This window comes from Klebsiella sp. I138 (genome assembly GCF_051131765.1).
In the GTDB taxonomy this organism is placed as follows: domain Bacteria; phylum Pseudomonadota; class Gammaproteobacteria; order Enterobacterales; family Enterobacteriaceae; genus Klebsiella.
Window position 1 is genome coordinate 371,187 of sequence record NZ_CP180447.1, and the last position, 26,543, is coordinate 397,729.

General features: G+C 56.1%; 21 protein-coding genes and 2 pseudogenes. 14 read left to right on the top strand and 9 right to left on the bottom strand.

The genetic code is table 11. The annotated features are described in order from the left end of the window. Positions 1–27: 27 nt before the first annotated feature. The 5 genes from sanA to ACMYSK_RS01695 all read right to left on the bottom strand — a co-directional run bounded on the left by sanA (position 28) and on the right by ACMYSK_RS01695 (position 4,009). Positions 28–741 (bottom strand): outer membrane permeability protein SanA, encoded by a 714-nt coding sequence (gene sanA, locus ACMYSK_RS01675; protein ID WP_434639727.1) that lies wholly within the window; start codon positions 739–741, stop codon positions 28–30. A 124-nt stretch (positions 742–865) separates the two neighbouring features. Further along, positions 866–1,750 (bottom strand): cytidine deaminase, encoded by an 885-nt coding sequence (gene cdd, locus ACMYSK_RS01680; RefSeq protein ID WP_434639729.1) that lies wholly within the window; start codon positions 1,748–1,750, stop codon positions 866–868. Positions 1,751–1,877: 127 nt separating this feature from the next. Further along, positions 1,878–2,573: a CidB/LrgB family autolysis modulator gene (locus ACMYSK_RS01685; RefSeq protein ID WP_434639730.1), complete on the bottom strand. Its 696-nt coding sequence runs from the start codon at positions 2,571–2,573 to the stop codon at positions 1,878–1,880. Further along, the gene (locus ACMYSK_RS01690) at positions 2,563–2,970 is read right to left on the bottom strand and encodes a CidA/LrgA family protein (RefSeq protein ID WP_434639732.1); all 408 of its coding nucleotides are present in this window, start codon (positions 2,968–2,970) and stop codon (positions 2,563–2,565) included. The genes ACMYSK_RS01685 and ACMYSK_RS01690 overlap by 11 nt, the downstream gene beginning before the upstream one ends. 127 nt (positions 2,971–3,097) lie before the next feature. Beyond that, positions 3,098–4,009 carry a LysR substrate-binding domain-containing protein gene (locus tag ACMYSK_RS01695; RefSeq protein ID WP_434639733.1) on the bottom strand — a complete coding sequence of 304 codons (912 nt, stop codon included), beginning with the start codon at positions 4,007–4,009 and terminating at the stop codon, positions 3,098–3,100. A 125-nt stretch (positions 4,010–4,134) separates the two neighbouring features. Between ACMYSK_RS01695 and mhbT the strand changes: the two genes are divergently transcribed. From mhbT to ACMYSK_RS01745, 10 genes and pseudogenes are all read left to right on the top strand, one after another. Further along, positions 4,135–5,493 carry a 3-hydroxybenzoate transporter MhbT gene (gene mhbT / locus ACMYSK_RS01700; protein WP_434639735.1) on the top strand — a complete coding sequence of 453 codons (1,359 nt, stop codon included), beginning with the start codon at positions 4,135–4,137 and terminating at the stop codon, positions 5,491–5,493. 11 nt (positions 5,494–5,504) lie between these two features. Continuing rightward, the gene (gene gtdA / locus ACMYSK_RS01705; protein WP_434639737.1) at positions 5,505–6,542 is read left to right on the top strand and encodes a gentisate 1,2-dioxygenase; all 1,038 of its coding nucleotides are present in this window, start codon (positions 5,505–5,507) and stop codon (positions 6,540–6,542) included. A gap of 17 nt (positions 6,543–6,559) precedes the next feature. Then, positions 6,560–7,258, top strand: coding sequence for a fumarylacetoacetate hydrolase family protein (locus tag ACMYSK_RS01710; protein WP_434639739.1), 699 nt, complete (start codon positions 6,560–6,562; stop codon positions 7,256–7,258). A gap of 8 nt (positions 7,259–7,266) precedes the next feature. Beyond that, on the top strand, positions 7,267–7,911 hold the full coding sequence (maiA, locus tag ACMYSK_RS01715) for a maleylacetoacetate isomerase (RefSeq protein ID WP_434639741.1): 645 nt from the start codon (positions 7,267–7,269) through the stop codon (positions 7,909–7,911). A gap of 10 nt (positions 7,912–7,921) precedes the next feature. Beyond that, a pseudogene (locus ACMYSK_RS01720) lies at positions 7,922–9,114 on the top strand (3-hydroxybenzoate 6-monooxygenase). 94 nt (positions 9,115–9,208) lie between these two features. After that, the gene (gene dusC, locus ACMYSK_RS01725) at positions 9,209–10,141 is read left to right on the top strand and encodes a tRNA dihydrouridine(16) synthase DusC (RefSeq protein WP_434639743.1); all 933 of its coding nucleotides are present in this window, start codon (positions 9,209–9,211) and stop codon (positions 10,139–10,141) included. A 353-nt stretch (positions 10,142–10,494) separates the two neighbouring features. Beyond that, positions 10,495–11,859, top strand: a complete 1,365-nt coding sequence (locus tag ACMYSK_RS01730) for a carbohydrate porin (RefSeq protein ID WP_434639747.1) — start codon at positions 10,495–10,497, stop codon at positions 11,857–11,859. 177 nt (positions 11,860–12,036) lie between these two features. Then, positions 12,037–12,870, top strand: a complete 834-nt coding sequence (gene bglG, locus ACMYSK_RS01735; protein WP_434639749.1) for a transcriptional antiterminator BglG — start codon at positions 12,037–12,039, stop codon at positions 12,868–12,870. A 194-nt stretch (positions 12,871–13,064) separates the two neighbouring features. Beyond that, positions 13,065–15,034 (top strand): annotated as a pseudogene (bglF, locus tag ACMYSK_RS01740) (PTS beta-glucoside transporter subunit IIABC). Positions 15,035–15,049: 15 nt separating this feature from the next. Beyond that, positions 15,050–16,444 carry a glycoside hydrolase family 1 protein gene (locus ACMYSK_RS01745; RefSeq protein ID WP_434639750.1) on the top strand — a complete coding sequence of 465 codons (1,395 nt, stop codon included), beginning with the start codon at positions 15,050–15,052 and terminating at the stop codon, positions 16,442–16,444. Between the two features lie 71 nt (positions 16,445–16,515). Here the strand turns inward: ACMYSK_RS01745 and ACMYSK_RS01750 are convergent, their stop codons facing one another. Beyond that, the gene (locus tag ACMYSK_RS01750; protein ID WP_434639752.1) at positions 16,516–17,250 is read right to left on the bottom strand and encodes a class I SAM-dependent methyltransferase; all 735 of its coding nucleotides are present in this window, start codon (positions 17,248–17,250) and stop codon (positions 16,516–16,518) included. A 123-nt stretch (positions 17,251–17,373) separates the two neighbouring features. Between ACMYSK_RS01750 and mdtQ the strand changes: the two genes are divergently transcribed. Continuing rightward, complete coding sequence (gene mdtQ, locus ACMYSK_RS01755; protein WP_434639753.1) at positions 17,374–18,819, top strand: multidrug resistance outer membrane protein MdtQ; 1,446 nt, start codon at positions 17,374–17,376, stop codon at positions 18,817–18,819. Positions 18,820–18,881: 62 nt separating this feature from the next. Here the strand turns inward: mdtQ and ACMYSK_RS01760 are convergent, their stop codons facing one another. Next, complete coding sequence (locus ACMYSK_RS01760) at positions 18,882–19,451, bottom strand: DedA family protein (RefSeq protein WP_434639755.1); 570 nt, start codon at positions 19,449–19,451, stop codon at positions 18,882–18,884. Positions 19,452–19,824: 373 nt separating this feature from the next. Here ACMYSK_RS01760 and ACMYSK_RS01765 point away from each other — a divergent pair, with 373 nt between their 5' ends. Both ACMYSK_RS01765 and pbpG read left to right on the top strand, forming a co-directional pair. Beyond that, positions 19,825–20,412 carry a Yip1 family protein gene (locus tag ACMYSK_RS01765; protein ID WP_434639756.1) on the top strand — a complete coding sequence of 196 codons (588 nt, stop codon included), beginning with the start codon at positions 19,825–19,827 and terminating at the stop codon, positions 20,410–20,412. 234 nt (positions 20,413–20,646) lie between these two features. After that, entirely contained in the window at positions 20,647–21,594 is a 948-nt protein-coding gene (gene pbpG / locus ACMYSK_RS01770; RefSeq protein WP_015583849.1) for a D-alanyl-D-alanine endopeptidase, read from the top strand. A 40-nt stretch (positions 21,595–21,634) separates the two neighbouring features. Here the strand turns inward: pbpG and ACMYSK_RS01775 are convergent, their stop codons facing one another. Then, positions 21,635–22,189: a GNAT family N-acetyltransferase gene (locus ACMYSK_RS01775; protein ID WP_434639758.1), complete on the bottom strand. Its 555-nt coding sequence runs from the start codon at positions 22,187–22,189 to the stop codon at positions 21,635–21,637. Positions 22,190–22,274: 85 nt separating this feature from the next. Beyond that, positions 22,275–24,020, bottom strand: coding sequence for a D-lactate dehydrogenase (gene dld, locus ACMYSK_RS01780; RefSeq protein WP_434639759.1), 1,746 nt, complete (start codon positions 24,018–24,020; stop codon positions 22,275–22,277). A 194-nt stretch (positions 24,021–24,214) separates the two neighbouring features. Between dld and bglX the strand changes: the two genes are divergently transcribed. Next, entirely contained in the window at positions 24,215–26,512 is a 2,298-nt protein-coding gene (gene bglX, locus ACMYSK_RS01785) for a beta-glucosidase BglX (protein WP_434639760.1), read from the top strand. Positions 26,513–26,543: the final 31 nt, after the last annotated feature.

Here is a 26,543-nt window from a genome sequence, read left to right on the forward strand (position 1 = left end):
AGTGCGACAACACCGAGATACGGCCCGTCACTTACTTTTTTGCAGTTCCAGCAGCTGCTCCGGCGACACGGCCGGATAGGACTGCGCTCCCTCTGGCACTTCCTGCAATGCCGGAATCGGAATAAGTGGCCCTAAAAAGCGTGGCTCGCGTTTGAAAACGTAGAGATCTGCCAGCGCGCCAAACCGGGCGCCAAACTCACGTAAGCGCACGTTCCACATATCCTTCGGCGAAGGCACCGCATAGCATTGCGCCTGAATGCCCATATGCAGGGCGATAAACAGTGCCCGTTCGCAGTGGAAGCGCTGGGTAATGATAATAAAGTCGTTAGTGTCGAAAACCTTCCGGGTGCGCACGATAGAATCGAGGGTGCGGAATCCAGCGTAATCCAGCACGATATCGGCAGGATCAACGCCGCCTTTGATTAAATCCCGGCGCATGGTCATCGGTTCATTGTAGCTTTGCAGCGCATTATCGCCGCTCAGTAACAGATAGTTCACCTTCCCGCTGTTGTAAGCGTTCAGCGCTCCCTGAATACGGTAGCGGTAATACTGATTAATGACTCCGGTGCGATAGTACTTGGCGGTACCGAGTACCACCCCAACCTGGCGGTAGGGCAGATCCTGTAGCTCGTCATAGATATAGGGGGCGGTTTTCCAGCTCATCCAACGGTCAAGACCCAGCACGGTCAACAGCAGCAGGCCGAACAGGACTAACAGGCTGTATAACACACGCTTTAACATTCACCAGACTCATATGAACAATGGAGCTATCAGGCTACTTTACCCGCCGGGCAAGAGCAAGAAACCATCGTTTAATTGCGGGGATTTTCAACAATGCGGGCGAGAGGCCCGCATTACGAGCAGATTAACCGAGCAGGACGCGATCGATATTCTGACAGCCCAGCGCTTTCAGCGTTGCAACAGTCGCATCCCACTGAATCAACGCCGCATCGGCTTTTTCAGCCAGCATTGCACGCTGAATGTCCGGATAGTCATATCCGTTGAGGCTCATCAGGTTCAGCGCACCCTGCAGCGGTGGCAACGTCGGGTTAAACGCAGCGTTTTCTGCATAGCTACCGGCGAAAATGGTGCCGTCTTTGAGCTCCAGCGCCACGCCGGAAGGGGAATTGCTGTACGGCATGTGGCTGCGGTTGGCTGCCTGAATGGCCGCCTGCGTCAGGACATCGCCGGTCAGCGGGAAACCATGATCCTGCTCATCCATCAGCAGCGTTTTGATCTCCAGGTCTTTTGGACCGAAGGCATCTGGCAGATAGTGCTGTAGCGAATGCGCTTCACGGCCCGGCAGATGAATACGCAGCACCTGGCTACTGTTCAGCTCATTCATAAACTGACGACAGTGGCCACAGGGGGTGTAGTTAACGGTAATGGCACGCAGCGACTTTTCACCGCGCAGCCAGGCGTGGCTGATGGCGCTTTGTTCGGCGTGTACGGTTTGCTGCATGGTGGCACCGAGGAATTCCATGTTGCCACCAAAATACCAGGTGCCGCTGATGCCGCGGGCGATGGCGCCAACGTTAAAGTGGGAAAGATCGGCACGCGCACAGGCCGCCGCAAGCGGCAGCAGCGCAAAGGCCAGCGCGTCTTCATCGAGTCCTGTTGCGTTTCGCAGCGCAGCGACCTGACCTGCATCCAGTAAGGCCGGGAAGTGCGGGTCGAGAAGCATCGGGGCGATAGCCGCTTGCAGATCTGCCGCCAGAAGGGGAAGAGCAGCTTGAAAACGTGGATGCATGGCGTTGCCTCTTAACAATGTAATGGGAATCTAGTGTACGGGCGGGGATGGCCCGTATATGTGATTAATATCTCATTGTTTATGCAACATGTTTATGTTGCATTGATAAGTGTGATGTATGTCACATTTATCCCACTACAGCCAGGATCACCGGGAATAAAAAGGGCGCAACCAGCGAGGTAATAATCCCGCACAGCACCAGCGCCAGAGAGCTGAAGGCTCCCTCCTGATAGTCCAGTTCCGCGCAGCGGGCGGTGCCCAGGGCGTGCGATGCGGTCCCCATCGACAGGCCGCGTGAGGCTTTGGTGCGAATACGCATCAGGTTGAGCAGGGTGTGGCCGAAGACCGCGCCGAGAATCCCCACGAAAATGACACATACCGCGCTGATGGCTGGAATACCGCCAATGCTACCGCTGACCGCCATTGCGATCGGCGTGGTGACCGATTTCGGCATAATCGACGCGGCGATTTGCGGCGTGGCCCCGAGCAGCAGTGCGACGGTGGTGCCGGTTACCATCGCGACGACGCTGCCGATAAAGCAGATCGTAATGATCGATTTCCAGCGGGCGCGGATCTGGTGCAGCTGCTCATATAGCGGAAAGGCTAGCGCCACGACCGCCGGCTGCAGCAAATCGTTGAGAATTTTACTGCCCTGAAAATAGCGATCGTAGGAGATACCGCTGATCAGTAAGAAAGGGATGATCACGACCATAGCGACCAGCAGCGGGTTAAGCAGCGGAAATTTAAACCGTGCGGCCAGCTTACGGGCGAGGAAAAAAACAATCAGCGTCAGCGGCAAGGACCACCAGATTTCATGCATCATCTTTGACTTTCCCTTTTTGACCGATCACTTTGCGTTCGCCGTGAACCAGATGTGAGCTCCAGCTCACCACCAGGAAAACGACTAATGTACTGATTGTACAGGAGATCGCTACCGGGCCTAGCTGCGCACGCAGCAGATCCCAGTATTGCATAACGCCAACGCCGATGGGCACGAACAGCAGCGCCATGTAGCGAATCAACACGTTGCAGCCGGGGTTGACCCATTTTGGCGGCATAATCTGTAGCGCCAGAAGGACGAACAAAATCAGCATCCCGATTATGCTGCCGGGGATTGTAATGGGCAGCAGGGAAGCAATAAAAATCCCGACGTATAAACAGGCGTAGATCAGGACAAAAGCCCGCAGGTACTGCCAGATAATATTCAACGATTTACTCATGGTAATAACCCTTGATGAACCGAATTCATCATACAATTAAACCTTGAAATGTGCTACCGATCACATCATGAATTCTACGCATACCTTGAATAGAGTAATGGAACCTCTGAAGGTGCGGAATGCATGGTTATGAATTCTGCGTTAAATAATAGAGGAAACGGCTCAGGGCGTACGATGGGGCTTCGCTTTTTCGCCAGAACACCCCGACGCTACCTTTTTGTTCAATGCGCGGCAAATTAAGAATAACCAACTGATGCTGCGCGGCATAGCGCTGAGCCAGACGTAATGAAAGAATAGAAATCATATCGCTGCTTTGCAGTAAATTACTGGTGACATTCATGGAAGCCGACTCGATGGTATTTTCCGGTAGCATCACGCCGTTATCTGCCAGCGCATGGTCAATACTCAAGCGAATTGGCGTCCCGGTAGGCCAGACTATCCAGCGCCAGTGAGCGAGATCGGCCCAGCTCAGATGCGGCTCTTTGGCGAGCGGATGATCGGGACGGGCAACAAAACAGACCGGTTCGGTATACAGCACGCGATAGTGCAGCGGCAGTTCCAGCGCACGTCCGCCCACTCTTCCTACCACAACGTCCACCACTCCGGAGAGGAGATCGTTAAGCAGCGGAGTCATGACTTTTTCTTCAATATTCAGGTGCAGAGTCGGCATCTCTTTGAGCAGCGAAAGTATGGCCTGAGAAACGCAGTCGGTCGCCACCGGCGAACAGCCGATCATCAGGCTGCCTACCTGCCCACCTTCTTTAAAGCGTTCAATTTCGTATTGCGAGCGCGACATATCGTTAATCAAGCGCTGGGCATGTTGCAGCAGCAGTTTGCCGCCTTCAGAAGGGCGCAACCCCTTGCTATGGCGCTCAAACAGCAGGATGCCGACCTCTTCTTCAAATTGAGTCAGCCATTTTGATAGCGCGGGCTGGGTGATATTCATCATTTTCGCCACCTGAGTGAGATTACCCTGTTCCCCCAGCGCAACCAGCATCTGTAAATGGTGGAGCTTCAGTTTCTGCGTCCAGTTAGCCATCAGCAATAACCTCCAGGTTATGTCTTTGCCCGAAATGTCATTGTACATTTCATCGCCAAACTTACAAAATCGCAACATAAAAGAAATAAATACAACATCTCCTCTCCCTGCACCGAGGCACAACGATGACTCAACGACGTGAACTACAAACGCTGCTGAATGCCGCACCCATCGGTGCCCGGCAGTGGCGGGTAATTATCTGCTGTTTTCTGGTCGTCATGCTGGACGGCTTTGATACCGCGGCCATCGGTTTTATCGCTCCCGCCATCCGCGTTCACTGGCAGCTAAGCGCCAGCGAACTGGCGCCGCTGTTTGGTGCTGGCCTGCTGGGGTTAACTGCCGGGGCGCTGCTGTGCGGCCCGCTTTCTGACCGTTTTGGTCGTAAGCGGGTGATTGAGTTCTGCGTCGCACTTTTTGGCCTTTTCAGTCTGCTGTCGGCCTTTTCTCCCGACCTGGAGATGCTCGTTATTCTGCGCTTTTTGACCGGGTTAGGCCTTGGTGGAGCAATGCCGAATACCATTACGATGACTTCAGAATATCTGCCCGCTCGCCGTCGCGGCGCGCTGGTGACGCTGATGTTTTGCGGTTTCACTCTCGGCTCTGCGCTTGGTGGAGTCGTTAGCGCGCAGCTGGTGGCGGATATTGGCTGGCAGGGCATTCTCGCACTCGGCGGTATTTTGCCGCTGATGCTGGCCGCCGTGCTGCTGGTTATTCTCCCCGAATCTCCGCGCTGGCAGATACGCCATCGCAAACCGCAGGCGGTCATTGCGAAAACCGTAGGGGCAATTACCGGTGAGCGCTACACCGATACGGACTTCTGGCTCGATGAGCCTGCTACCGGCCAAAAAGGCAGTATTCAGCAGCTGTTTGTCGGCCGCCAGCTGCCGGTGACGCTGCTACTGTGGGTGGTGTTCTTTATGAGCCTGCTGATTATCTATCTGCTCTCCAGCTGGATGCCGACGCTGCTTAACCATCGCGGTATCGATCTCCAGCATGCTTCCTGGATAACCGCGGCCTTCCAGATAGGCGGTACGTTTGGCGCGCTGTTGCTGGGCGTGCTGATGGACCGCTTCAACCCTTATCGCGTGTTGGCATGGAGCTACTGTCTTGGCGCGGTCTGTATCGTGATGATCGGCCTGAGCGAGGACGGCCTGTGGTTAATGGCGCTGGCTATCTTTGGTACCGGCATTGGCGTCAGCGGTTCTCAGGTTGGCCTCAATGCCCTGACCGCCACTCTTTATCCGACCCAGAGCCGCGCGACCGGCGTGAGCTGGTCCAATGCCGTTGGCCGCTGCGGTGCCATCGTCGGGTCGCTCTCTGGCGGAATGATGATGGCGATGAATTTCTCTTTCGACACTCTGTTTTTTGTCATAGCCGCCCCGGCGGCAATCAGCGCCGTTATGTTGATGCTGCTGACGCGGGTGGTTCGCACTCCGATTACCGTACCTGACGCGCTGCCTTCCGCCGGCATCGTGAATAAATAAGGAGAAACTAAATGTCTCAATCCTCGATGGAAAAAAACGAAGGTCGCCAGCAGTTTTACCAGCATATCTCTGGCCAAAATCTCACCCCGCTGTGGGAGTCTTTGCACCACCTGGTACCGACAACGCCGAACCCCAATTGCGCAACGGCGTACTGGAATTATCAAGAGATACGCCCGCTGTTGCTGGAAAGTGGCCAGTTGATTGGTGCCAAAGAGGCGGTTCGCCGGGTGTTGGTGCTGGAGAATCCGGCCCTGCGCGGCCACTCCTCCATTACCTCCTCGCTGTACGCTGGCCTGCAGCTGATCATGCCCGGCGAGGTGGCGCCTGGCCATCGTCACAATCAGTCGGCGCTGCGCTTTGTGGTAGAAGGCGAGGGCGCATTTACCGCCGTTGATGGCGAACGTACCCGGATGCAGCCCGGTGATTTCATCCTGACGCCGCAGTGGCGCTGGCACGATCACGGGAACCCTGGTGATGAACCGGTTATCTGGCTCGACGGACTTGATCTGCCGCTGGTTAACTATCTTGGCTGCGGTTTTGCCGAAGATTATCCGCAGGATCAGCAGCCGGTGACCCGCAAAGAGGGCGACTACTTGCCGCGCTATGCCGCTAACATGCTGCCGCTGCGCCACCAGGTGGGGAACTCCTCGCCGATATTCAACTATCGCTATGACCGCAGCCGCGAAGCACTCCATGACCTGACGCGCATGGGCGATGCTGACGAATGGGACGGCTACAAGATGCGCTATGTCAACCCGGTCACCGGTGGCTACCCGATGCCATCGATGGGTGCCTTCCTGCAGCTGCTGCTAAAAGGATTTCACTCGCGGGTGGCGAAAACGACCGATAGCACCATTTACCACGTTGTGGAAGGCCACGGGCAGGTGACCGTCGGCGAGCAAATCTTCACTTTCCAGGCAAAAGATATCTTCGTGGTGCCGACCTGGCACGGCGTCTCATTTACTGCCGCCGAAGACACCGTGTTATTCAGTTTCTCGGATCGCCCTGTTCAGGAAGCGCTCGGCCTGTTTCGCGAAGCTCGTTATTAATCATAAGGAAACCGATCATGACTCAATATGTTTTTGCACCCCAGGCCCCGGTTAGCATTCCTGTTGTCGGCAGCGACGAGCAATTTCCCGTCCGCCGTGTTTATTGCGTGGGGCGCAACTATGCCGCCCACGCCCGAGAAATGGGCTTTGATCCGGATCGCGAACCGCCGTTCTTCTTCTGCAAGCCTGCTGATGCGGTGGTTCCGGTTGCCGCGGGTACCACGTTGGATCTGCCTTACCCGGCCCAGACCGATAACTACCATTACGAAATTGAGCTGGTGGTCGCCATTGGAAAACGCGGCAGCAATATTCCGCTGGAGCAGGCCCATGAGTACATCTGGGGCTATGCAACCGGCCTGGATATGACCCGTCGCGACCGCCAGATGGAGATGCGCCAGATGGGACGTCCGTGGGAAATTGGCAAGGCGTTTGACCTTTCGGCGCCGATTGCCCCCCTGCATAAAGCGCAGGCTACGGAAGTTAATCAGGCGGAGATCTGGCTACAGGTAAACGGAGAAGATCGGCAGCGCAGCGATATTCAGCATCTGATCTGGTCAGTCAATGAAACGATCGGCTACCTCTCGGGCTTCTTTGAACTGCACCCCGGAGACCTGATTTTTACCGGCACGCCGGAAGGGGTTGGCCCGGTGGTCAAAGGGGATGTGATGAGCGGTAACGTCGAGGGGCTGACCCCCATCTCCGTACGTGTGGTATGAGGTGAGAGATGAAGCTGTACAGTTTTTTTAATAGCTCGGCATCGTATCGCGTGCGGATTGCATTGGCGCTAAAGGGCATTGATTACCAGAGCGTCGGCGTCAATATCCGCATCGGTCAGCAGCACGCGCTCGATTACCGGCGCCTGAATCCGGTGGGGCTGGTTCCGACGTTGATAACCGATGACGGGGAATCTCTGGGGCAGTCTCTGGCCATCGTTGACTGGCTTGACCGTCGCTATCCGCAGGTGCCGCTTTTGCCACAGGATGACCCGGCGCGAATGCGGATACTGGAGATTGCTTTTGCCATCTCATGTGACATTCATCCGGTTAATAACATGCGCGTTTTACGCTACCTGAGCGATGAACTGAAGGTGAGTGAAGAGGATAAGACGCGCTGGTACGCGCACTGGATCCAGCAAGGGTTAAGCGCGGTGGAGCAGCTGTTGCGTCAGGCGAAGTCCGGTTCGTTTTGCGTCGGCGATACGCCAACGCTGGCGGATTGTTGCCTGGTGCCGCAATGGGCTAACGCCCTGCGCATGGGCTGCGATCTTAGCCATTTTCCACGCTGCCAGGCCGTCTATGACGCCTGCACCCGGCTGCCGGCTTTTATTGCCGCTGCACCGGAAAATCAACAAGATAAAATTTCGGCCTGAGGGGAAACGTATGGCTAAAGTGACGCGAGCAATTATTGTCGGCGGTGGGATTGGCGGGGCTGCGACGGCGCTATCTCTGGCGCGCCAGGGAATCAAGGTTATGCTGCTGGAAAAAGCGCATGAGATTGGTGAAATCGGTGCCGGGATCCAACTGGGTCCGAACGCTTTCTCCGCGCTGGATAGTCTTGGCGTGGGGGAGGTAGCCCGTCAGCGTGCCGTTTTTACCGACCACATTACGATGATGGATGCGGTGAATGGCGAAGAGGTCGTACACATTGAAACCGGGCAGGCCTTTCGCGATCACTTTGGCGGTCCCTATGCGGTCATCCATCGCGTGGATATTCACGCTACCGTCTGGGAGGCGGCATTAACCCACCCTGGCGTGGAATACCGAACCTCAACCCAGGTGGTCGATATCCGTCAGAGCGCCGATGAAGTCACGGTATTTGACGAACGGGGGCAGAGCTGGACTGCTGACATTCTGATTGGCTGCGATGGCGTAAAATCGGTGGTTCGTCAGAGTCTGCTTGATGATTCGCCGCGGGTGACCGGGCACGTGGTCTATCGGGCGGTGATTGAGGCGGCCGATATGCCGGAGGATTTGCGGATTAATGCGCCGGTACTGTGGGCTGGCCCGCACTGCCATCTGGTGCATTACCCGCTGCGCGGCGGGAAGCAATATAACCTCGTGGTGACGTTTCACAGCCGGGAAAGCGAAGAGTGGGGCGTACGCGACGGCAGCAAAGAGGAGGTTCTCTCCTATTTCAAAGGCATTCATCCTCGCCGCGTCAGATGCTCGATAAGCCAACATCCTGGCGGCGCTGGTCGACGGCCGATCGTGAGCCGGTGGAAAAATGGGGTAATGATCGCATCACTCTGGTTGGCGATTCCGCTCACCCGGTTGCGCAGTATATGGCCCAGGGGGCGTGTATGGCGCTGGAGGATGCGGTGACGCTGGGGAAAGCGCTCCATCACTGCGACGGCGATGCCGCCCGCGCCTTCGCGCTGTACGAATCGGTGCGGATCCCGCGCACTGCCCGCATTGTCTGGTCTACGCGTGAGATGGGGCGGATCTACCACGCCGCAGGCGTCGAGCGTCAGGTGCGCAACCTGCTGTGGAAAGGTAAAACTCAGGACGAGTTTTATCGCGGTATTGAATGGCTCTACGGCTGGAAAGAAGATAACTGTTTGTCTCCTCGATAAGCCCGGCAGCCGGGCGAAGAGAAAGCGCATTGAGATCTTTCAACCGGCGCACAGAGGCGCTACCATAGCGCCTCTTTTTTTTCCGGGTAACAACATGCGTGTATTACTGGCGCCGATGGAAGGCGTGCTCGATTCGCTGGTGCGCGAGCTGCTGACCGAAGTGAACGATTACGATCTGTGCATCACCGAATTTCTACGGGTGGTGGATCAGCTGCTGCCGGTAAAATCGTTTTATAGACTGTGCCCGGAACTCCATCATCAAAGCCGCACGCCTTCCGGCACCCGCGTTCGGGTACAGCTGCTGGGACAGTATCCGCAATGGCTGGCCGAAAATGCCGCACGGGCGGTGGCGCTGGGCTCCTGGGGAGTCGATTTGAACTGCGGCTGCCCATCAAAGCTGGTGAACGGCAGCGGCGGGGGAGCAACATTGCTTAAAGACCCGGAGCTGATTTACCGCGGTGCAAAAGCCATGCGCGAAGCGGTACCGGATCATCTGCCGGTGACGGTAAAAATTCGCCTGGGCTGGGACAGCGGTGCGCGCCAGTTTGAAATAGCCGATGCGGTACAGCAGGCCGGGGCGACGGAGCTTGTCGTTCACGGCCGCACCAAAGAGGACGCTTATAAAGCGGAACGCATCAACTGGGCGGCGATTGGCGAAATTCGCCAGCGGCTGTCGATACCGGTTGTCGCTAACGGCGAGATCTGGGACTGGCAAAGTGCGCAGGATTGCCTGGCGGCCACCGGCTGTGACTCGGTGATGATTGGCCGCGGTGCGCTTAACGTGCCAAACTTAAGCCGGGTTATTAAATATAACGAGCCGCGTATGCCGTGGCCGCAGGTGGTTGAGCTACTGAAAAAATATACCCGTCTGGAAAAACAGGGTGATACCGGGCTGTATCATGTTGCGCGCATCAAACAGTGGCTCAGTTATTTACGTAAAGAATATACCGAAGCGCTGGTGGTATTTAATGAGATCCGCACGCTGAAAACATCCGCTGAAATTGCGGCGGCCATTGATCGCTATTAGACGAGATTGTTAAATCGCTCACACTTTATTACTTAGGGCGTTTCTGTTGTTGAGAATTTTCGCCATAGAGTGATATTGTAGGATTCTATTATTCAGGGTTGCTACTGATTACAGGCAAAACCTAAGCACTTCCGCCATTCGTGGCTGGAGTGCTTAGGTTTTTTTTTGTCTTTTATTCTTGAGGAATTAAATGGATAACTAAAACAATAGCTTATATCTATGCATGCGTCATCAATAAAGCAGTTTAATGACTGACGGGCAGGTATTGTCAAAATAAAAATGAAGATTAAAAACGGGCGATTTTATTGCCCGGGGCCAGCTATTACCTTGACTCAGTAACAATGGATATCGTTATGAATAACAATAAAATAAATCATCTTCTGTTGATGGTGACATTTTCGCTGTTGACACCCGGGGCATTCGCAGCGGAGACGGCAAAATGGAACGGTACGCTATTAGGCTTTGAGAATCCGCAACCAGGCTTACTCGGGGATATGCTAGGGATTCGCCCGATCCTCGAAGACAACGGATTTAATTATAATCTCGGCTACCTTAATGAAATGGGCTACAACGCGGGCGGCGGATATAACCATGACAAACAGCTGGCCTATATTGACCAGGTTGCTCTGACCTTTACTCAGGACCTCGAACGCTGGACCGGTATCCCGGATGCGCGCCTTGAGGGCAATATTGTTAACCGCAACCACGATGACAACCTGACCACCCAGCGACTCCAGGATCCGCGGGTTAATTTTAACGATCTGGCGCAGGAAAGCTGGGGCGGTCAATCCATTACCCGCCTCGGCTGGCTGACCTTTGCCCGTAGCTTTGATGACCGTCGGCTGACGTGGCGTATCGGGATGATGAATAAGGTGCAGACCTTCGACCAGATTATCCCCTGCGATTTCCAGCTGCTTTCACAGTGCGGCGGTAAGTCCGCCAACTCGATGACCTGGAACAACTGGAACGTCCATACCTGGGGAACCACCGTCGAATATAAGCTGACCCCGGCGCTGACGCTGAAGGGCGGCATTATGGAGCAAAACCCGGAGGCCTCTTCCCGCAGCCACGCGTGGAGCTGGTCGACAAAAGGCAGTAAAGGCATTCTGCTGCCGGTGGAGATTGAAGCGCGGCCGGTAATCAACGGCCTTTCCGGTGCGTATAACCTCGGCGTGCTCTACACCAACGCGCCGCAGAGCGATCTGTATACGGGAAAATCCGGCGGCCCCGGGGCCACCGACCCGCAAGGCTATGCGCAACACGATCGCACCTGGTTTTTGTATGCCGGGATGAACCAGCAGATAACTCGCCATGCCGACGATCCTGACCGCGGGATGAGCGTCTCGCTGAGCGGCAGCTATAGCGATCAGCGCAGCAACTACATCCATACCGCCGTGGCCGCATCCATGCGCTATCGAGGCCTGTTTGACGCCCGTCCGCAAGACTGGCTGGGCTTTGGCCTGACCTGGATGGATATGAGCAACCATTACGCGCGTAACCAGCAGTATATGAATGAGGTGAGCGGCGCTACGGACTACTATGCGGCAAACTACCAGCCGGTGGCGGGGCATTCGGTGAATGCCGAACTGTACTACCGCCTGCGGCCTGTTTCGTGGCTTGAGCTCCAGCCGGGCCTGCAGTACTGGCATCGCCCCGGCGGGGTAGCCGAGACTCAGGATGCCTGGGTTATCGAGTGGAAAACCGTGGTGACTTTCTGACGGTCTCTACGATGACGAGCGATTAGTCGCGATCTGTATCACGTTTTTTTGTTTCGTTAGTTGAGACAACAAAAGAAGTTGTTACAGTGCGGGAGTTGGATTGCTACTGCTTCGGCAGGCAAAACCTGATTTCCCGGCTTGTGTCGGGGGTCAGGTTTTTTTGTTTTTGGGGTTCATATGCAAATCGCCAAAGTTCTTAATAATAATGTGGTGGTTATTCTGGACGAGCAGCGACGCGAACAGGTGGTGATGGGGCGCGGGCTGGCCTTTCAAAAACGCGTCGGTGACGTTCTGGATGAAAGTAAAATTGAAAAGGTCTTCGCGCTGCAAAGCGATGAGCTGGTGGGCCGCCTGGGTGAGTTACTCAGTCAGATACCGCTTGACGTCATGACCACCTGCGACCGGATTATCGATCTGGCGCGTGGCAAACTGGGTAAGCTGCAGGAGAGTTTGTACATCACCCTGACCGACCACTGTCACTTTGCCATTGAACGGCAAAAAAATGGTATGGCGATCCGCAACGTCCTGCTGTGGGAAATTAAGCGGCTCTATCCGAAAGAGTTTGCGCTGGGGCAGGAAGCGCGCGCGATTATCGCCAGGCGGCTTGGTGTTGAGCTGGCCGAAGACGAAGCCGGGTTTATTGCGCTGCACCTTGTCACCGCGCAGCTCAACAGCGAAATGCCGGAAGTGATGCACGTCACCCGGGTGATGCAGGAAATCCTGCAACTGGTGAAGTATCAGCTGCAGCTGAATTATGACGAAGAGTCACTGAGCTACCAGCGCTTTGTCACCCATCTGAAGTTTTTCGCCCAGAGGATGCTGACGCGTACGGTGGTGGCAGATGATGACGTTACGTTGCATAGCGCAGTGAAAGATAACTACGCCAAAGCGTGGAAATGCGCGGAAACCGTCGCCGCTCATCTGCAGAAAAGCTATCAGCGGTCGCTGACGACGGAAGAAATTATGTTTCTCGCCATTCATATCGAGCGAGTGAGAAAAGAAGGGCGCTGATTCCCTTCTACCTAAACCCAACATAATTCGAGTTGCTTGTAGGCGGCACAGCCCTAACAAATCGGTATTAACCGATTTGAACGCTGCGCGCAGCGGCCCTGATAAGGGTGAGGCTCATGGATGAGCCGAATAAGGGGGCAGCCAACCCCCAGGCAACTTGAAGGATGAAGGGTATAAAACTGGATTGTTACTGCATAACGCAGGCAAAACCTGAGCGCGACGCCATCCGGCGTAGTTCTCGGGTTTTTTTTATTTTTACACTCAGTCACGGTTGCCTGCGGGCAGCTGAAGTAAGGAAAACAGCATGGAATATAAAGCACTTGCGCAGGATATTCTTAGCCGGGTTGGTGGCAAAGAGAATATTGTGAGTCTGGTTCACTGCGCCACACGGCTGCGCTTCAAACTCAAAGAGAACAAAAAGGCGGATGCGGAAGGACTGAAGGCGAACCCTGGCGTTATCATGGTGGTGGAAAGCGGCGGCCAGTTCCAGGTGGTCATTGGTAACCACGTCCATGATGTCTGGCAGGCTGTGCGTAATGAAGCGGGCCTGACGGACGACAGCGAACCGGTGGCAAGCTCCGGGGAAAAAACCTCGGTACTCGGTCAGGTGATTGATGTCGTTTCAGGGATCTTCACGCCGTTTATCGGCGTGCTGGCAGCATCGGGGATCCTGAAAGGGCTGTTGGCGCTGGCGGTGGTCTGCGGCTGGCTGACTACGCAGCAGGCGACCTATAAAATCTGGTTTGCCGCCAGCGACGCGTTGTTCTTTTTCTTCCCGCTGTTTCTGGGCTATACCGCAGGGAAAAAATTTGGTGGCAATCCGTTTATTACCATGGTGATCGGCGGGGCGCTGACCCATCCGCTGATGATTCAGGCTTTTGAAACCGGGCAACTTTCCGGGGCTGAGGCGGCGTATTTCCTGGGCATCCCGGTAACCTTTATCAACTACAGCGCCTCGGTAATCCCGATTATCCTTGCCTCCTGGGTGAGCTGCTGGCTGGAGCGTAAAAGTAACGCGCTGCTGCCTTCCTCAATGAAAAACTTCTTTACGCCACTGGTTTGCATCGCCGTGGTGGTTCCGCTGACCTTCCTGGCCATCGGGCCGGTGGCCACCTGGCTAAGTCAGCTGCTGGCCCACGGCTACCAGATTATCTACACGGTCGCCCCGTGGCTGGCAGGCGCGGCGATGGGCGCGCTTTGGCAGGTGTGCGTGATTTTTGGCCTGCACTGGGGGCTGATACCTTTGATGATTAATAACCTGACGGTGCTGGGGCAGGATTCGATGCTACCGATGCTGCTGCCTGCGGTGATGGGGCAGGTCGGGGCGGCGTTGGGGATCTTCCTGCGCACCCGCGATGCGCGGCAGAAAGTACTGGCGGGATCGGCGGTGTCTGCCGGGATCTTTGGCATCACCGAGCCGGCTATCTATGGTCTGAATCTCCCGCTGCGCCGCCCGTTTATCTTTGGCTGCGTGGCCGGTGCTATCGGCGGGGCCATCGTGGGGCTAAGCGACAGCCACGTCTACTCCTTCGGCTTTGCGAATATTTTCACCCTGGCGCAGATGATTCCGCCGCAGGGAATGGATGCCACCGTATGGGGCGGGGTGATTGGCATCGTCGCGGCGCTGGTTATCTCCTGTGCACTGACCTTTATTGCCGGCCTGCCGGCGAACCGGGCGGAAGCGGCGGGCGTTCCGCTCGCCCCGGTATCGGAAAACGATATCCTTGCCCCGATGTCCGGTACCGCGCTGGCGCTGGACCAGGTTCCGGATAGCACCTTCGCCAGCGGCCTGCTGGGGAAAGGCGTGGCGATCATTCCGGCCGTTGGCAAAGTGATCGCCCCTTTCTCCGGGGAAGTTGCATCATTATTCCAGACCAAACATGCGATTGGTCTGCTCAGCGATAGCGGTATTGAGTTGCTCATCCATGTTGGCATCGACACCGTGAAACTCGATGGCGTGCCGTTTACTGCACACGTCAAAGAAGGTGACAAGGTGAAGGCCGGTGATTTGCTGCTCGAATTTGACCGCCAGGCCATTCTGGACGCCGGCTATGACCTGGCGACCCCGATTATTATCAGCAACAGCGACGATTATCGTTCCGTAGACATCGTATCCACCAGCGTGGTCGATGCCGGGCAGCCGTTGTTGTCTGTCAGCCATTAATCACAGGAGAGAAAGATGAAAAAATTCCCGCAGACGTTTTTATGGGGCGGCGCAACCGCGGCAAACCAGGTGGAAGGCGCTTATCTGGAGGATGGTAAAGGATTATCAACGTCAGACGTACAGCCGCACGGCGTGTTTGGTGACGTCGTTGAGCGCGTACCGGGCGACAGCGGTATTAAAGATATTGCGATCGATTTTTACCATCGCTACCCGGAAGATATCAGTCTGTTTGCCGAAATGGGCTTCAACTGCCTGCGGGTGTCCATCGCCTGGACGCGTATTTTCCCCGATGGCGACAATGCCGAGCCAAATGAAGCCGGGCTGGCCTTTTATGACCGCCTGTTTGCGGAAATGGCGCAGCACAATATCACGCCGCTGGTGACGCTATCGCACTATGAAATGCCGTGGGCGCTGGTGAAAAATTACGGTGGCTGGGGCAGCCGCGAGGTCATTGGCTTTTTCGAACGCTATGCCCGGACGGTGTTCACCCGCTACAAAGAAAAGGTCAAACTGTGGCTGACCTTTAACGAAATCAATATGTCATTGCACGCCCCGATGACCGGTGTCGGTCTGCCGGAGGGCAGCAGTAAAGAGGCGGTTTATCAGGCTATTCATCATCAGCTGGTGGCGAGTGCGCTGGCGGTAAAAGCCTGCCATGAGATTGTGCCCGAGGGCAAAATCGGCAACATGCTGCTGGGGGGCCTGATGTATCCGCTTAGCTGCAAACCGGAAGATATCTTTGAAACCCTGCAACAGAACCGCAGCTGGCAGTTCTTCGGTGACGTGCAGTGCCGTGGTGACTATCCGGGCTATATGCTGCGCTATTTCCGCGACCAGGGGATGACGATTACGATCACCGATGCCGATCGCGCGGCGCTGAAAGAGACCGTGGATTTTATCTCTTTCAGTTATTACATGACCGGCTGCGTCACCGCCGACGAGGAGCTGAACAAAAAGGCGCGCGGAAATATTCTCAGCATGGTGCCAAACCCGCATCTGGCAAGCTCCGAGTGGGGCTGGCAGATCGATCCGCTGGGTCTGCGGACGCTGCTTAACGTGCTGTGGGATCGCTACCAGAAGCCGCTGTTTATCGTCGAAAATGGACTGGGGGCGAAAGATAAAGTCGAAGCCGACGGCAGCATTAATGACGACTACCGTATCAGCTATCTGAACGACCATCTGGTGCAGGCGCGGGAAGCCATTGAAGACGGCGTGGAGCTGCTGGGCTTTACCAGCTGGGGGCCAATCGACCTTGTCAGCGCCTCGAAGGCGGAGATGTCCAAACGTTACGGCTTTATCTATGTCGATCGCGATGACAGTGGGAACGGGAGCCTGGCACGAAGCAGGAAGAAAAGTTTCTTCTGGTACAAAGAGGTGATAGCCAGCAACGGCGGCAGTTTAAAAGCGTGATTGTCTGGCGGCGTTTGTCGGCGAGATAAGGCCGCCCAAGGCCCGGATAACGTCCGGGCCATTTTTACTTATTACGCCGGTTTTCGCGCGCGTAGCAGGAAGATCATCGGCCGCTCTTTTTCTTCATCCAGGGCCGGCTGGGCGGCGATTTGCTCTGCCGTCGGTCCCCACTCATCGAGATGTTCAATCACAAAACCGGCAGCAATAAGCAGGTTAATCCAGCTGGCCAGCTTACGGTGCTGTTTTTTCACTCCATCGGCAAACCAGTTGCTGATGCGTTCACCCTCTTGCTGATAATGGCTCACCGGCCAGATTTTCTGCCCGGCATCATCTTTCTGCCAGCCCTGGCGCAGCGGAGCGGTGTAGATGGGATGTTCGGCGGAAAAAACCAGCGTTCCGCCTGGCGTGAGTGCCTGATAAATCTCTGCGAACAGCGGGGCAACGTCAGGAAGATAGTGCAGGGCCAGCGAGCTGTAGACCAGTTCGCAGCTGCTGGCGGGCAGGGTGAGCGTCTGCAGGTCTTCGCAGCGGTAGTCAATGTTACCTTCCGGGTTCATGTCGCGTGCGCGCTCCAGCATCCGGCTGGAAATATCAAACCCGGTGACCTGCGCGGCGCCTTGCTCGCCTGCCCAGCGGCAGAACCAGCCGTAACCGCAGCCGAGGTCAACCACCCGCAGGCCGGGTAAAGACGGCAGCATGCGTTGAATTGCTGGCCACTCCGGCGCACCGTCGAGCCCTTTTACCGAACGGTCGAGAGTGGCATATCCTGCAAAAAAATCAGGATCATCGTAGATATTCTGGCTCATTATCACTCCATGAATTATTTGTTTATTTTTAATTATCCAGGTGTTTAGTCACACACTTTACTAAACGGCTAAATTTCATTTAACTTATTATAACCAACCTAATTGAGTTATCTGACCTGTCTAATGAATCTTACTCTGAGAAAAAGCGTATTGGCTGGGTTCCCCCTGGTCATCGCTCTGGCTGGCTGCGCGCCGTCCCATGATATCGGCAACCCGCCGCAGCAGCAGACACCTGCCTCTCGTGTGTCTATGGATCTGCCCGCCGCCGTTAAAAATGGCTGGCCGCAAAGCAACTGGTGGCAGGATTACCGCGACCCGCAGCTCAATAATCTGATTCAGCGTGCCCTGGCGAATGCGCCAGATATGCAAATTGCCGATCAGCGCATCAAGCTGGCGGAGGCTCAGGCGCGCATGTCGCAAGCCAATCTTGGGCCGGAGATGGATTTCTCTGCCAACGTTGAACGGCAGAAGATGTCGGCGGAAGGCCTGATGGGGCCGTTTGCAACGGATACCGACGGCAATACCGGGCCGTGGTATACCAACGGGACCTTTGGCCTGACGGCGGGCTGGGATCTGGACCTGTGGGGCAAAAACCGGGCACTAGTGAAGGCCCGCATTGGCGAGCTCAAAGCCCAGGTGGCGGAAGAGGCGCAAACCCGCGAGCTGCTGGCCAGCAGCGTGGCACGACTTTACTGGCAGTGGCAGACCGAAGCGGCGGTGAAAACCGTACTCCAGCAGGTTAAAAGCGAACAAAACAATATCGTCAGCGTGGACCAGGCGCTATACCAGCGCGGGATCACCAACTCGGCCGAAGGAGCTGAAAACGATATCAATGTCAGCAAAACAGACCAGCAGCTGGCGGACGTTGCGGGCAACATGAAAGAGATCGAAGCACGCCTGATGGCGCTGACCAACAGCCAGAGTCAGGCGCTGAATCTGCATCCGGTGAATCTCCCTGAAGTCAGCGCGCAGATGCCGACGGAGCTGGGGTATGAGCTGCTGGCTCGGCGCCCGGACCTGCAGGAAGCCCACTGGTATATTGAGGCCTCGCTGAGCGAAGTCGATGCGGCGAAAGCGGCATTCTATCCGGATATCAACCTGATGGCTTTCCTGCAGCAGGATGCGCTGCACTTAAGCGATCTGTTCCGCCACTCTGCGCAACAGATGGGGCTGTCAGCCGGCTTGACGCTGCCTATTTTTGATAGCGGCAGGCTGAACGCCAACCTCGATATTGCCAGCGCGCAGAATAATCTGTCGGTGGCCAGGTACAACAAAGCGGTTGTTGACGCGGTGAATCAGGTCGCGAAGACCGCCAGTCAGGTTGAGACCTTGATGGAGAAGAACCAGCAGCAGCAGCAGGTTGAAAAGGACGCCCAGCGGACGGTCAGTCTGGCTGAGGCTCGCATGAACGCGGGGATCCTACCCGGATCGCGCGTCAGTATGGCCAGGTTGCCCGCGCTTCAGGAGCGTATTACTGCGCTGCGCCTGCGCGGCCAGTGGCTCGATGCCAGCATTCAGCTGACCTCGGCGCTGGGCGGCGGCTATCACCAGACCACCAAATCAAGTTAACCTCTTAAGGGCACCCTCTGCACGGCCGGGCTCCCCGGTCGTCAGGCGGTGCCCGATCGCGGCTACTCTTTCTTTTTTGCCTCGCGGCGCCTGAACCACCAGTGCGCGGCTATCACCAGGACCACGATCAGAATAAGCCAGATCCAATGCTTCAGATGCGCATCAAGATGATGCAGCCATGGCCCAATCGCTTCCCCGCCCAGATAGCCCAGCGTCGTAAATAACAGCGCCCACACCAGTGCACCGAGGATGTTTAACGGCAGGAACACTTTCGGCGGCAGGCGGCTGGCGCCGATTAATAACGGGCCGATCACCCGGAAACCGTACATAAAGCGGGTCCCAATCACGAACAGATAGGGGCGGCGTTGAATCATGCGCTGCGCTTTGCGGATCCGCGCCTGATGGCGAGAAAAACGTTTCAGCAGCTTGCCGCCAAAGCGTCGGCCCAGCAGGTACAGCAGCTGATCGCCAATCATCCCGCCGAGGGCAACCGAAATAACCACCAAGGGAAATTTTAACAACCCCTGATGCGCCACCACGCCACCCAGCAGGGTGATGGTTTCGCCTTCCGCCATGCTGCCAATCACCAGCGCAGCGTAGCCATAATGGGAAATCAGATTATTGATATCCATACAAAAATAAACTCCCTTACCCTGATGCTCCCGCCATCTGTTCCGCGGCTGATCGTGCCGGTTGCACAGCGTGAAGAATCAACTGGGTCAATCATCAATAGGTTAATCATACACCCTGGGGCTTAAAACCAGGTTAAGCGCCTGTCCCATTGGGGCTATTTTGCGAGTTATGTTGAACCCGGGCAGTGCTCGAATTCTCACGTACTCCGCGTACGCTTCTGTTTCTCCCCGCTGTCCGTGTTCAAACTGCCTGCATTAATAACGCCTGCGGGAACAGGCGCTAAGCGCATTTTTATTGCTGTACATAAAATAATCTCGCAGGGTGAATTATACTTGAATCAGTGCTGTACGAAGCCGCGACAAGGGGGACGCTATGAACCATGTCTGGGGACTATTCTCTCATCCGAATCAAGAGATGAGCGTTATCAAGAGCGAAAACGAGACTATTTCGCACCACTATACGCACCATGTGCTGGTCATGGCGGCGGTTCCGGTTATCTGCGCCTTTATTGGCACCACGCAGCTTGGCTGGAACTTTGGCGATGGCACCGTGGTAAAACTTTCACTGTTTACTGGCCTCGCATTGGCGGTCGTGTTCTATGCCGTGATGTTGGGTGGGGTAGCGGTGATGGGGAGGATCATCTGGTGGATGGCCAGAAACTATCCGCAGCGCCCATCGCTTAAACGCTGCATGGTGTTTGCCGGGTATGTTGCTACGCCGCTGTTTCTGAGCGGGCTGGTGGCGCTTTATCCGCTGGTCTGGCTGTGTGCACTGGTGGGTACGGTTGCGCTGTTTTACACCGGCTACCTGCTGTATCTCGGTATCCCGACCTTCCTGAGTATTAATAAAGAAGAGGGGCTCAGCTTCGCCAGTTCCACCCTGGCTATCGGGGTTCTGGTGCTTGAAGTCCTGCTGGCGATAACCGTTATCTTGTGGGGATACGGCTACCGGCTGTTTTAACCTTTCAGGCACTAGTTTGGGCTGTACGATCTGAACGGTCGTCTGAATGGTTTAATCGCTTCACCTATTGCCGGCATAAATAGATATTTATGCCGGCAATGCAGCATTTCCTCACGATTCTTATTAGTCAGCTGCCGTTCTGCCGGGGTATGATAGGATTTGCCAGCGTTGCCTGTTTCCCGGCGACGCAGCGTACGTTAATAACGTGCAAGAATACTTTTCAGAATACTCACGATGCCGAAATTTCGAGTTTCTTTGCTCAGCCTGACGTTGCTCCTGGCTGTGCCTTTTGCGCCTCAGGCGATAGCAAAAACCCCCGTGGCCGCGACGGCCCTGCAGCCGGAAATTGCTTCCGGTAGTGCGATGATCGTTGACCTTGCCAGCAAAAAGATTATTTACCAGAGCCAGCCGGATCTGGTTCGCCCCATTGCGTCGATTACTAAGGTGATGACGGCTATGGTGGTCCTGGATGCGCATCTGCCGTTAGACGAGATGCTCACCGTTGATATCAGCCACACGCCAGAGATGAAAGGTATCTATTCGCGCGTGCGTCTGAACAGCCAAATCAGCCGTCGCAATATGCTGCTGCTGGCGCTGATGTCCTCTGAAAACCGTGCCGCTGCGAGCCTGGCCCACCACTATCCAGGCGGCTATGACGCTTTTATTCGCGCCATGAACGCCAAGGCCCAGGCGCTGGGTATGACTCATACCCGCTACGTTGAGCCAACGGGCCTGTCGATTCACAACGTGTCGACCGCGCGTGACCTGACGAAACTGCTGATGGCGACCGAGCAGTATCCGCTGATCGGCCAGTTGAGCACGACCAAAGAAGATACGGCCACCTTTGCCCATCCGGCCTATACGCTGCCGTTTCGCAATACCAACCACCTGGTCTATCGTGATAACTGGAATATCCAGCTGACCAAAACCGGCTTTACTAACGCCGCGGGCCACTGCCTGGTGATGCGTACGGTGATTAATCAGCGCCCGGTGGCGCTAGTGGTGATGGATGCGTTTGGGAAATATACCCACTTTGCGGACGCCAGCCGTCTGCGTACCTGGGTTGAGACCGGGAAGGTGATGCCGGTTCCTGCGTCCGCGCTGAGCTATAAAAAGCAGCGTGAAGCGCAGATGGCGGATGCGATGCTGAAAGGCGGCGCGCAGACCGCGCAAAACGATTAATGCCTCTCCCCCGACGCGTAAACGCGAGCGGGGGATTTTTTTATTCCGGAATCGTTAAGTCGCCTTCACCCAGCTGGCGCTGCATAATGAGCGTATCCCGCCAGTCACCCATCTTATACCCGACGCTGCGCAGCTGACCCGCCACGCTAAAGCCAAATTTTTTGTGAATGGCGAGCGAGCCGGCGTTGTTATGCCCGTCGCCGATAATCGCCAGCATCTGTCGCCACGGACCTTGTTCGCACTTTTCAATTAGCTGCGCAAGCAGGGCGCTGCCGATACCGCGCCCACCCATGCCTGATTCGACATAAATCGACTCTTCGAGGGTGTAGCGATAGGCCGGCCGGGGGCGGTAAAACGTCGCGTAGCAGTAGCCGACAATCGTCCCACGCCACAGCGCAACCAGCCAGGGCAGCCCGTTGTCGCGTACGGTTTTGATGCGCTTGCGCATTTCATCGACGGTCGGGGGAATATCTTCGAAGGAGGCGCGCCCGTTCAGCACGTGCCAGACGTACAGCGCCGCAATGGCGTGCGCGTCATCGGGCAGGGCTTCGCGGATTTCTAATTCAGCGCCGTGTAACATATCCGCTTCGGACATGATGGGACTCCTTAACCAGGTTTGCCGGAGAGGCGTTTCTCCGGCGTGCAGCGTAATACAGAATCCCGTAACGCGTCACCTCTGATTAATGCTCTTCGGTGACATCACTCTCGTTCGCCTGGCGCTCGCCCCAGTACTTCTGCTTACTGGTTTTACCGAGTCCCGGATTCATGCTGTTGGTTGGGTCATTCTGGCGATAGAACTGCTTTAAGCTGTCCGGCGCGGCGTAGAGATGCCCGACGTTATGCTCGGCGGGATACTGCGCGCCGCGCGCGTTGAGCAGGGCCAGCATTTGCTCTTTCAGGGCGTGGGCGTCGACGCCTTTCTTGACGATGTAATCCTGGTGGAAAACGTGGCACATGAAGTGGCCGTAGTAAAGTTTATAGACCAGCTGGCTGTCTATCTCGGGCGGCAGGTGCTCAAACCACTCGGTATCGTTACGACGCAGGGCGATATCCAGCGCCAGAATATCTTCCACTTCGTCGGCATGCACGGCCTGGTAACGGATGGCGGCACCCGCGGCGGCAAAGCGATGAAGGAACGCTTTGCTGCCTTCTTCCGGCGTGCAGGCGAAAAAATCCCCTTCGGCGGTGCGGAAGTATTCCGTCAACCACGTCTGAGCTTCTTCAATACCGTCACCCGCCATTTTCAGCAGCAGGTGATGTTCATATTTATCGCGCCATGTTTTCATTCGCGCCGGGAGGTGCGCCGGGAAAACGTGCCCAAGTTTTTGCATAAAGCGGTCGGTAAAGTGGGGCTTAAACAGTGACACTTTATCCAGCATGGCATCGGTACGGCCTTTCATGGTGAAGAAGAACGGCATTTTGTCGGTGCCGAGCTTATCGATCATCAGGAAGGTGTCTTTACCGTAGCGCTCGGCAATATCGTAGATATCGCGGTGCATATATTCACCCGCCACCGGCAGATGCTGAAACTCGGCCAGAATATGGCGGCGAATTTCCGTCAGCACCGCCGGGTTGTTGGTGCCGATATAAAAGACCTGCTGGCGTTTCTCCGCCGGGAAGGTGTCGAGGCGTGCGGCGAATACCGCCAGCTTGCCAGCGCAGCCGGACGATTCAAACAGACGGTCCGGGTCGGCATTGTAGCGCGCCGGGGTATCGGCATTGACATCGCGTACGCGGGAGACGTAATCGTGGTCATGGGCATGGCGGCCGTCGTGCAGGACATCCTCGTCTTTGATGCGATCGTCGTCGAGGCGGCTGAGGATCTGTTCCGGCGTAGTGCCGAGGTCAATGCCGAGGTGGTTAACCAGGCGCAGCTTGCCATTTTCGTCAATCTGGGCGAACAGCGACATTTCGGTATAGGCCGGGCCGCGCTGCACCAGCGAACCGCCGGAGTTGTTACAGATCCCGCCGATCACCGAGGCGCCGATACAGGAAGAACCGATAACCGAATGCGGCTCGCGGCCCAGTGGTTTCAGCGCTTTTTCCAGCGAGTAGAGCGTGGTGCCCGGGAACGCCAGCACCTGTTCACCGTTGTCCAGCAGATGTAGCTTATCGAGGCGCAGGGTGCTGATAATCACGATGTCGCGGTCATAGTCGTTGCCGCTTGGCGTAGATCCTTCGGTGAGTCCGGTATTCGCCGCCTGCATCAAAATGATTTTATCGGCGTCGACGCAGGCGCTCAGCACGCGCCACAGTTCCAGCAGGGTTCCGGGAAAGACCACCGCCAGCGCATCGCCCTGGCCGGAGCGGAAACCCTTACGGTAACGTTGGGTTTTTGCCGGATCGGTTAACAGATGGGAGGAGCCAACCAGTCTTGCCAGTTCCGCCAGAAAATCAGAATTATTCGATGTGTTTGCAGATGACATGATCCACTCCTTGTGGTGGTACCGAAAATATCGGGATTAAGCATAGCGCTTTGTATGACAATTTTGTGCACGAATGTGTCGAAAAATCAGAGAAGAACCTTAGCATTGTGCAGGCGTCTTGTTTATATATATGGCAAACTGCGGTTTTTATTATGTTTTGCCGTAATCCCGGCCTGAGAGAAAGAGAGATAAAAATGAAATGGCTCTGCACTATAGGCGTCGCCGTGAGTCTGGCGCTGCAACCCGCTCTGGCGGATGAACTGTTCGGCAATCACCCTTTAACGCCGCAGGCGCGCGATGCGTTTGTGAGTGAACTGCTTAAGAAGATGACCGTCGATGAAAAAATCGGCCAGTTAAGGCTTATCAGCGTCGGGCCGGATAACCCGAAAGAGGCAATCCGCGAGATGATCAAGGAAGGCCAGGTCGGGGCGATCTTCAACACCGTGACCCGTTCGGATATCCGGGCGATGCAGGACCAGGTCATGCAGCTCAGCCATTCAAAAATCCCGCTGTTTTTCGCCTATGACGTGATTCACGGCCAGCGGACGGTGTTCCCGATAAGCCTCGGTCTGGCTTCCTCCTTTAACCTGGAGGCGGTCAACACCGTGGGCCGCATTTCGGCATATGAGGCGGCAGACGACGGCCTCAACATGACCTGGGCGCCAATGGTCGACGTCTCCCGCGACCCACGCTGGGGTCGCGCCTCGGAAGGTTTCGGGGAAGACACCTTTTTGACGACCGTGATGGGACGGGCGATGGTTGAGTCGATGCAGGGTAAAAGCCCGGCGGACCGTTATTCGGTGATGACCAGCGTCAAGCACTTCGCCGCCTACGGTGCGGTAGAGGGCGGGAAAGAGTACAACACCGTCGATATGAGCCCGCAACGCCTGTTCAACGACTATATGCCGCCTTATAAAGCAGGGCTGGACGCCGGTAGCGGCGCGGTCATGGTGGCCCTTAACTCGCTAAACGGTACGCCTGCGACCTCCGATGCCTGGCTGTTAAAAGAGGTGCTGCGCGATGACTGGGGCTTTAAAGGTATCACCGTCTCCGACCATGGTGCGATCAAAGAGCTGATTAAACACGGCGTCGCCTCCGATCCGGAGGACGCGGTACGCGTAGCGCTGAAGTCGGGCATCAACATGAGTATGAGCGATGAGTACTACAGCAAATACCTGCCGGGGCTGGTCAAATCCGGCAAGGTGACGATGGCGGAGCTGGATGACGCCACGCGGCATGTGCTGAACGTCAAATATGATATGGGGCTGTTTAACGATCCGTACAGCCACCTTGGTCCTAAGGAGTCCGATCCGCAGGATACTAATGCCGAAAGCCGTCTGCATCGTAAAGAAGCCCGCGAGGTCGCGCAGCAAAGCCTGGTACTGCTGAAGAACCGTCTGGAGACGCTGCCGCTGAAAAAATCGGGGACCATTGCGGTTATCGGCCCGCTGGCCGACAGTAAACGTGACATGATGGGCAGCTGGTCGGCGGCAGGCGTGGCGGATCAGTCGGTAACGGTGCTGACCGGTCTTAAGGACGCGCTGGGCGACAAAGGTAAGGTGATTTATGCCCGCGGCGCGAACGTGACTAACGATCGGGGCATTGTGGATTTCCTCAATCTGTATGAAAAAGCGGTACAGGTTGACCCGCGCTCGCCGCAGGCGATGATCGACGAAGCGGTAGCGGCGGCAAAACAGTCCGACGTGGTGGTTGCTGTGGTGGGCGAGGCGCAGGGCATGGCCCATGAAGCCTCCAGCCGTACCGATATTACTCTGCCCCAGAGCCAGCGTGATTTGATTAGCGCGCTGAAGGCCACCGGCAAGCCGCTGGTGCTGGTGCTGATGAACGGTCGCCCGCTGGCGCTGGTGAAAGAAGATCAGCAGGCTGATGCCATCCTTGAGACCTGGTTTGCCGGGACCGAAGGCGGCAATGCTATTGCGGATGTGCTGTTCGGCGATGCCAATCCGTCCGGGAAACTGCCGATGTCGTTCCCGCGCTCGGTTGGCCAGATTCCGGTGTACTACAGCCATCTCAATACCGGTCGTCCGTACAATGCCGACAAACCGAACAAATACACTTCACGCTACTTTGATGAAGCGAATGGCCCGCTGTATCCGTTTGGCTACGGTCTGAGCTACACCACCTTTAGCGTCTCCGATGTGAAAATGTCGGCGCCGACCATGCAGCGAGACGGCAGCGTCACCGCCAGCGTGCAGGTAACCAACACCGGCAAGCGTGAAGGGGCGACGGTGATTCAGCTTTATCTGCAGGATGTTACCGCGTCGATGAGTCGCCCGGTGAAAATGCTGCGTGGCTTCAAGCGCGTGACGCTCAAGCCGGGAGAGACGCAAACCGTCACCTTCCCGATTGAAATTGATGCGCTGAAGTTCTGGAATCAGAAAATGAAATACGACGCTGAACCGGGCAAGTTCAACGTCTTTATTGGCGTCGACTCTGCTCGCGTGAAGCAGGGGGAATTCGAGCTGCTGTAATAGCAAAAGCGGCGGGTTACGTAGGCCGGGT

Coding starts and splice junctions, on each gene's coding strand:
- sanA (WP_434639727.1), bottom strand. CDS start 741: ATGTTAAAGCGTGTGTTATACAGCCTGTTAGTCCTGTTCGGCCTGCTG.
- cdd (WP_434639729.1), bottom strand. CDS start 1,750: ATGCATCCACGTTTTCAAGCTGCTCTTCCCCTTCTGGCGGCAGATCTG.
- ACMYSK_RS01685 (WP_434639730.1), bottom strand. CDS start 2,573: ATGATGCATGAAATCTGGTGGTCCTTGCCGCTGACGCTGATTGTTTTT.
- ACMYSK_RS01690 (WP_434639732.1), bottom strand. CDS start 2,970: ATGAGTAAATCGTTGAATATTATCTGGCAGTACCTGCGGGCTTTTGTC.
- ACMYSK_RS01695 (WP_434639733.1), bottom strand. CDS start 4,009: ATGGCTAACTGGACGCAGAAACTGAAGCTCCACCATTTACAGATGCTG.
- mhbT (WP_434639735.1), top strand. CDS start 4,135: ATGACTCAACGACGTGAACTACAAACGCTGCTGAATGCCGCACCCATC.
- gtdA (WP_434639737.1), top strand. CDS start 5,505: ATGTCTCAATCCTCGATGGAAAAAAACGAAGGTCGCCAGCAGTTTTAC.
- ACMYSK_RS01710 (WP_434639739.1), top strand. CDS start 6,560: ATGACTCAATATGTTTTTGCACCCCAGGCCCCGGTTAGCATTCCTGTT.
- maiA (WP_434639741.1), top strand. CDS start 7,267: ATGAAGCTGTACAGTTTTTTTAATAGCTCGGCATCGTATCGCGTGCGG.
- dusC (WP_434639743.1), top strand. CDS start 9,209: ATGCGTGTATTACTGGCGCCGATGGAAGGCGTGCTCGATTCGCTGGTG.
- ACMYSK_RS01730 (WP_434639747.1), top strand. CDS start 10,495: ATGAATAACAATAAAATAAATCATCTTCTGTTGATGGTGACATTTTCG.
- bglG (WP_434639749.1), top strand. CDS start 12,037: ATGCAAATCGCCAAAGTTCTTAATAATAATGTGGTGGTTATTCTGGAC.
- ACMYSK_RS01745 (WP_434639750.1), top strand. CDS start 15,050: ATGAAAAAATTCCCGCAGACGTTTTTATGGGGCGGCGCAACCGCGGCA.
- ACMYSK_RS01750 (WP_434639752.1), bottom strand. CDS start 17,250: ATGAGCCAGAATATCTACGATGATCCTGATTTTTTTGCAGGATATGCC.
- mdtQ (WP_434639753.1), top strand. CDS start 17,374: ATGAATCTTACTCTGAGAAAAAGCGTATTGGCTGGGTTCCCCCTGGTC.
- ACMYSK_RS01760 (WP_434639755.1), bottom strand. CDS start 19,451: ATGGATATCAATAATCTGATTTCCCATTATGGCTACGCTGCGCTGGTG.
- ACMYSK_RS01765 (WP_434639756.1), top strand. CDS start 19,825: ATGAACCATGTCTGGGGACTATTCTCTCATCCGAATCAAGAGATGAGC.
- pbpG (WP_015583849.1), top strand. CDS start 20,647: ATGCCGAAATTTCGAGTTTCTTTGCTCAGCCTGACGTTGCTCCTGGCT.
- ACMYSK_RS01775 (WP_434639758.1), bottom strand. CDS start 22,189: ATGTCCGAAGCGGATATGTTACACGGCGCTGAATTAGAAATCCGCGAA.
- dld (WP_434639759.1), bottom strand. CDS start 24,020: ATGTCATCTGCAAACACATCGAATAATTCTGATTTTCTGGCGGAACTG.
- bglX (WP_434639760.1), top strand. CDS start 24,215: ATGAAATGGCTCTGCACTATAGGCGTCGCCGTGAGTCTGGCGCTGCAA.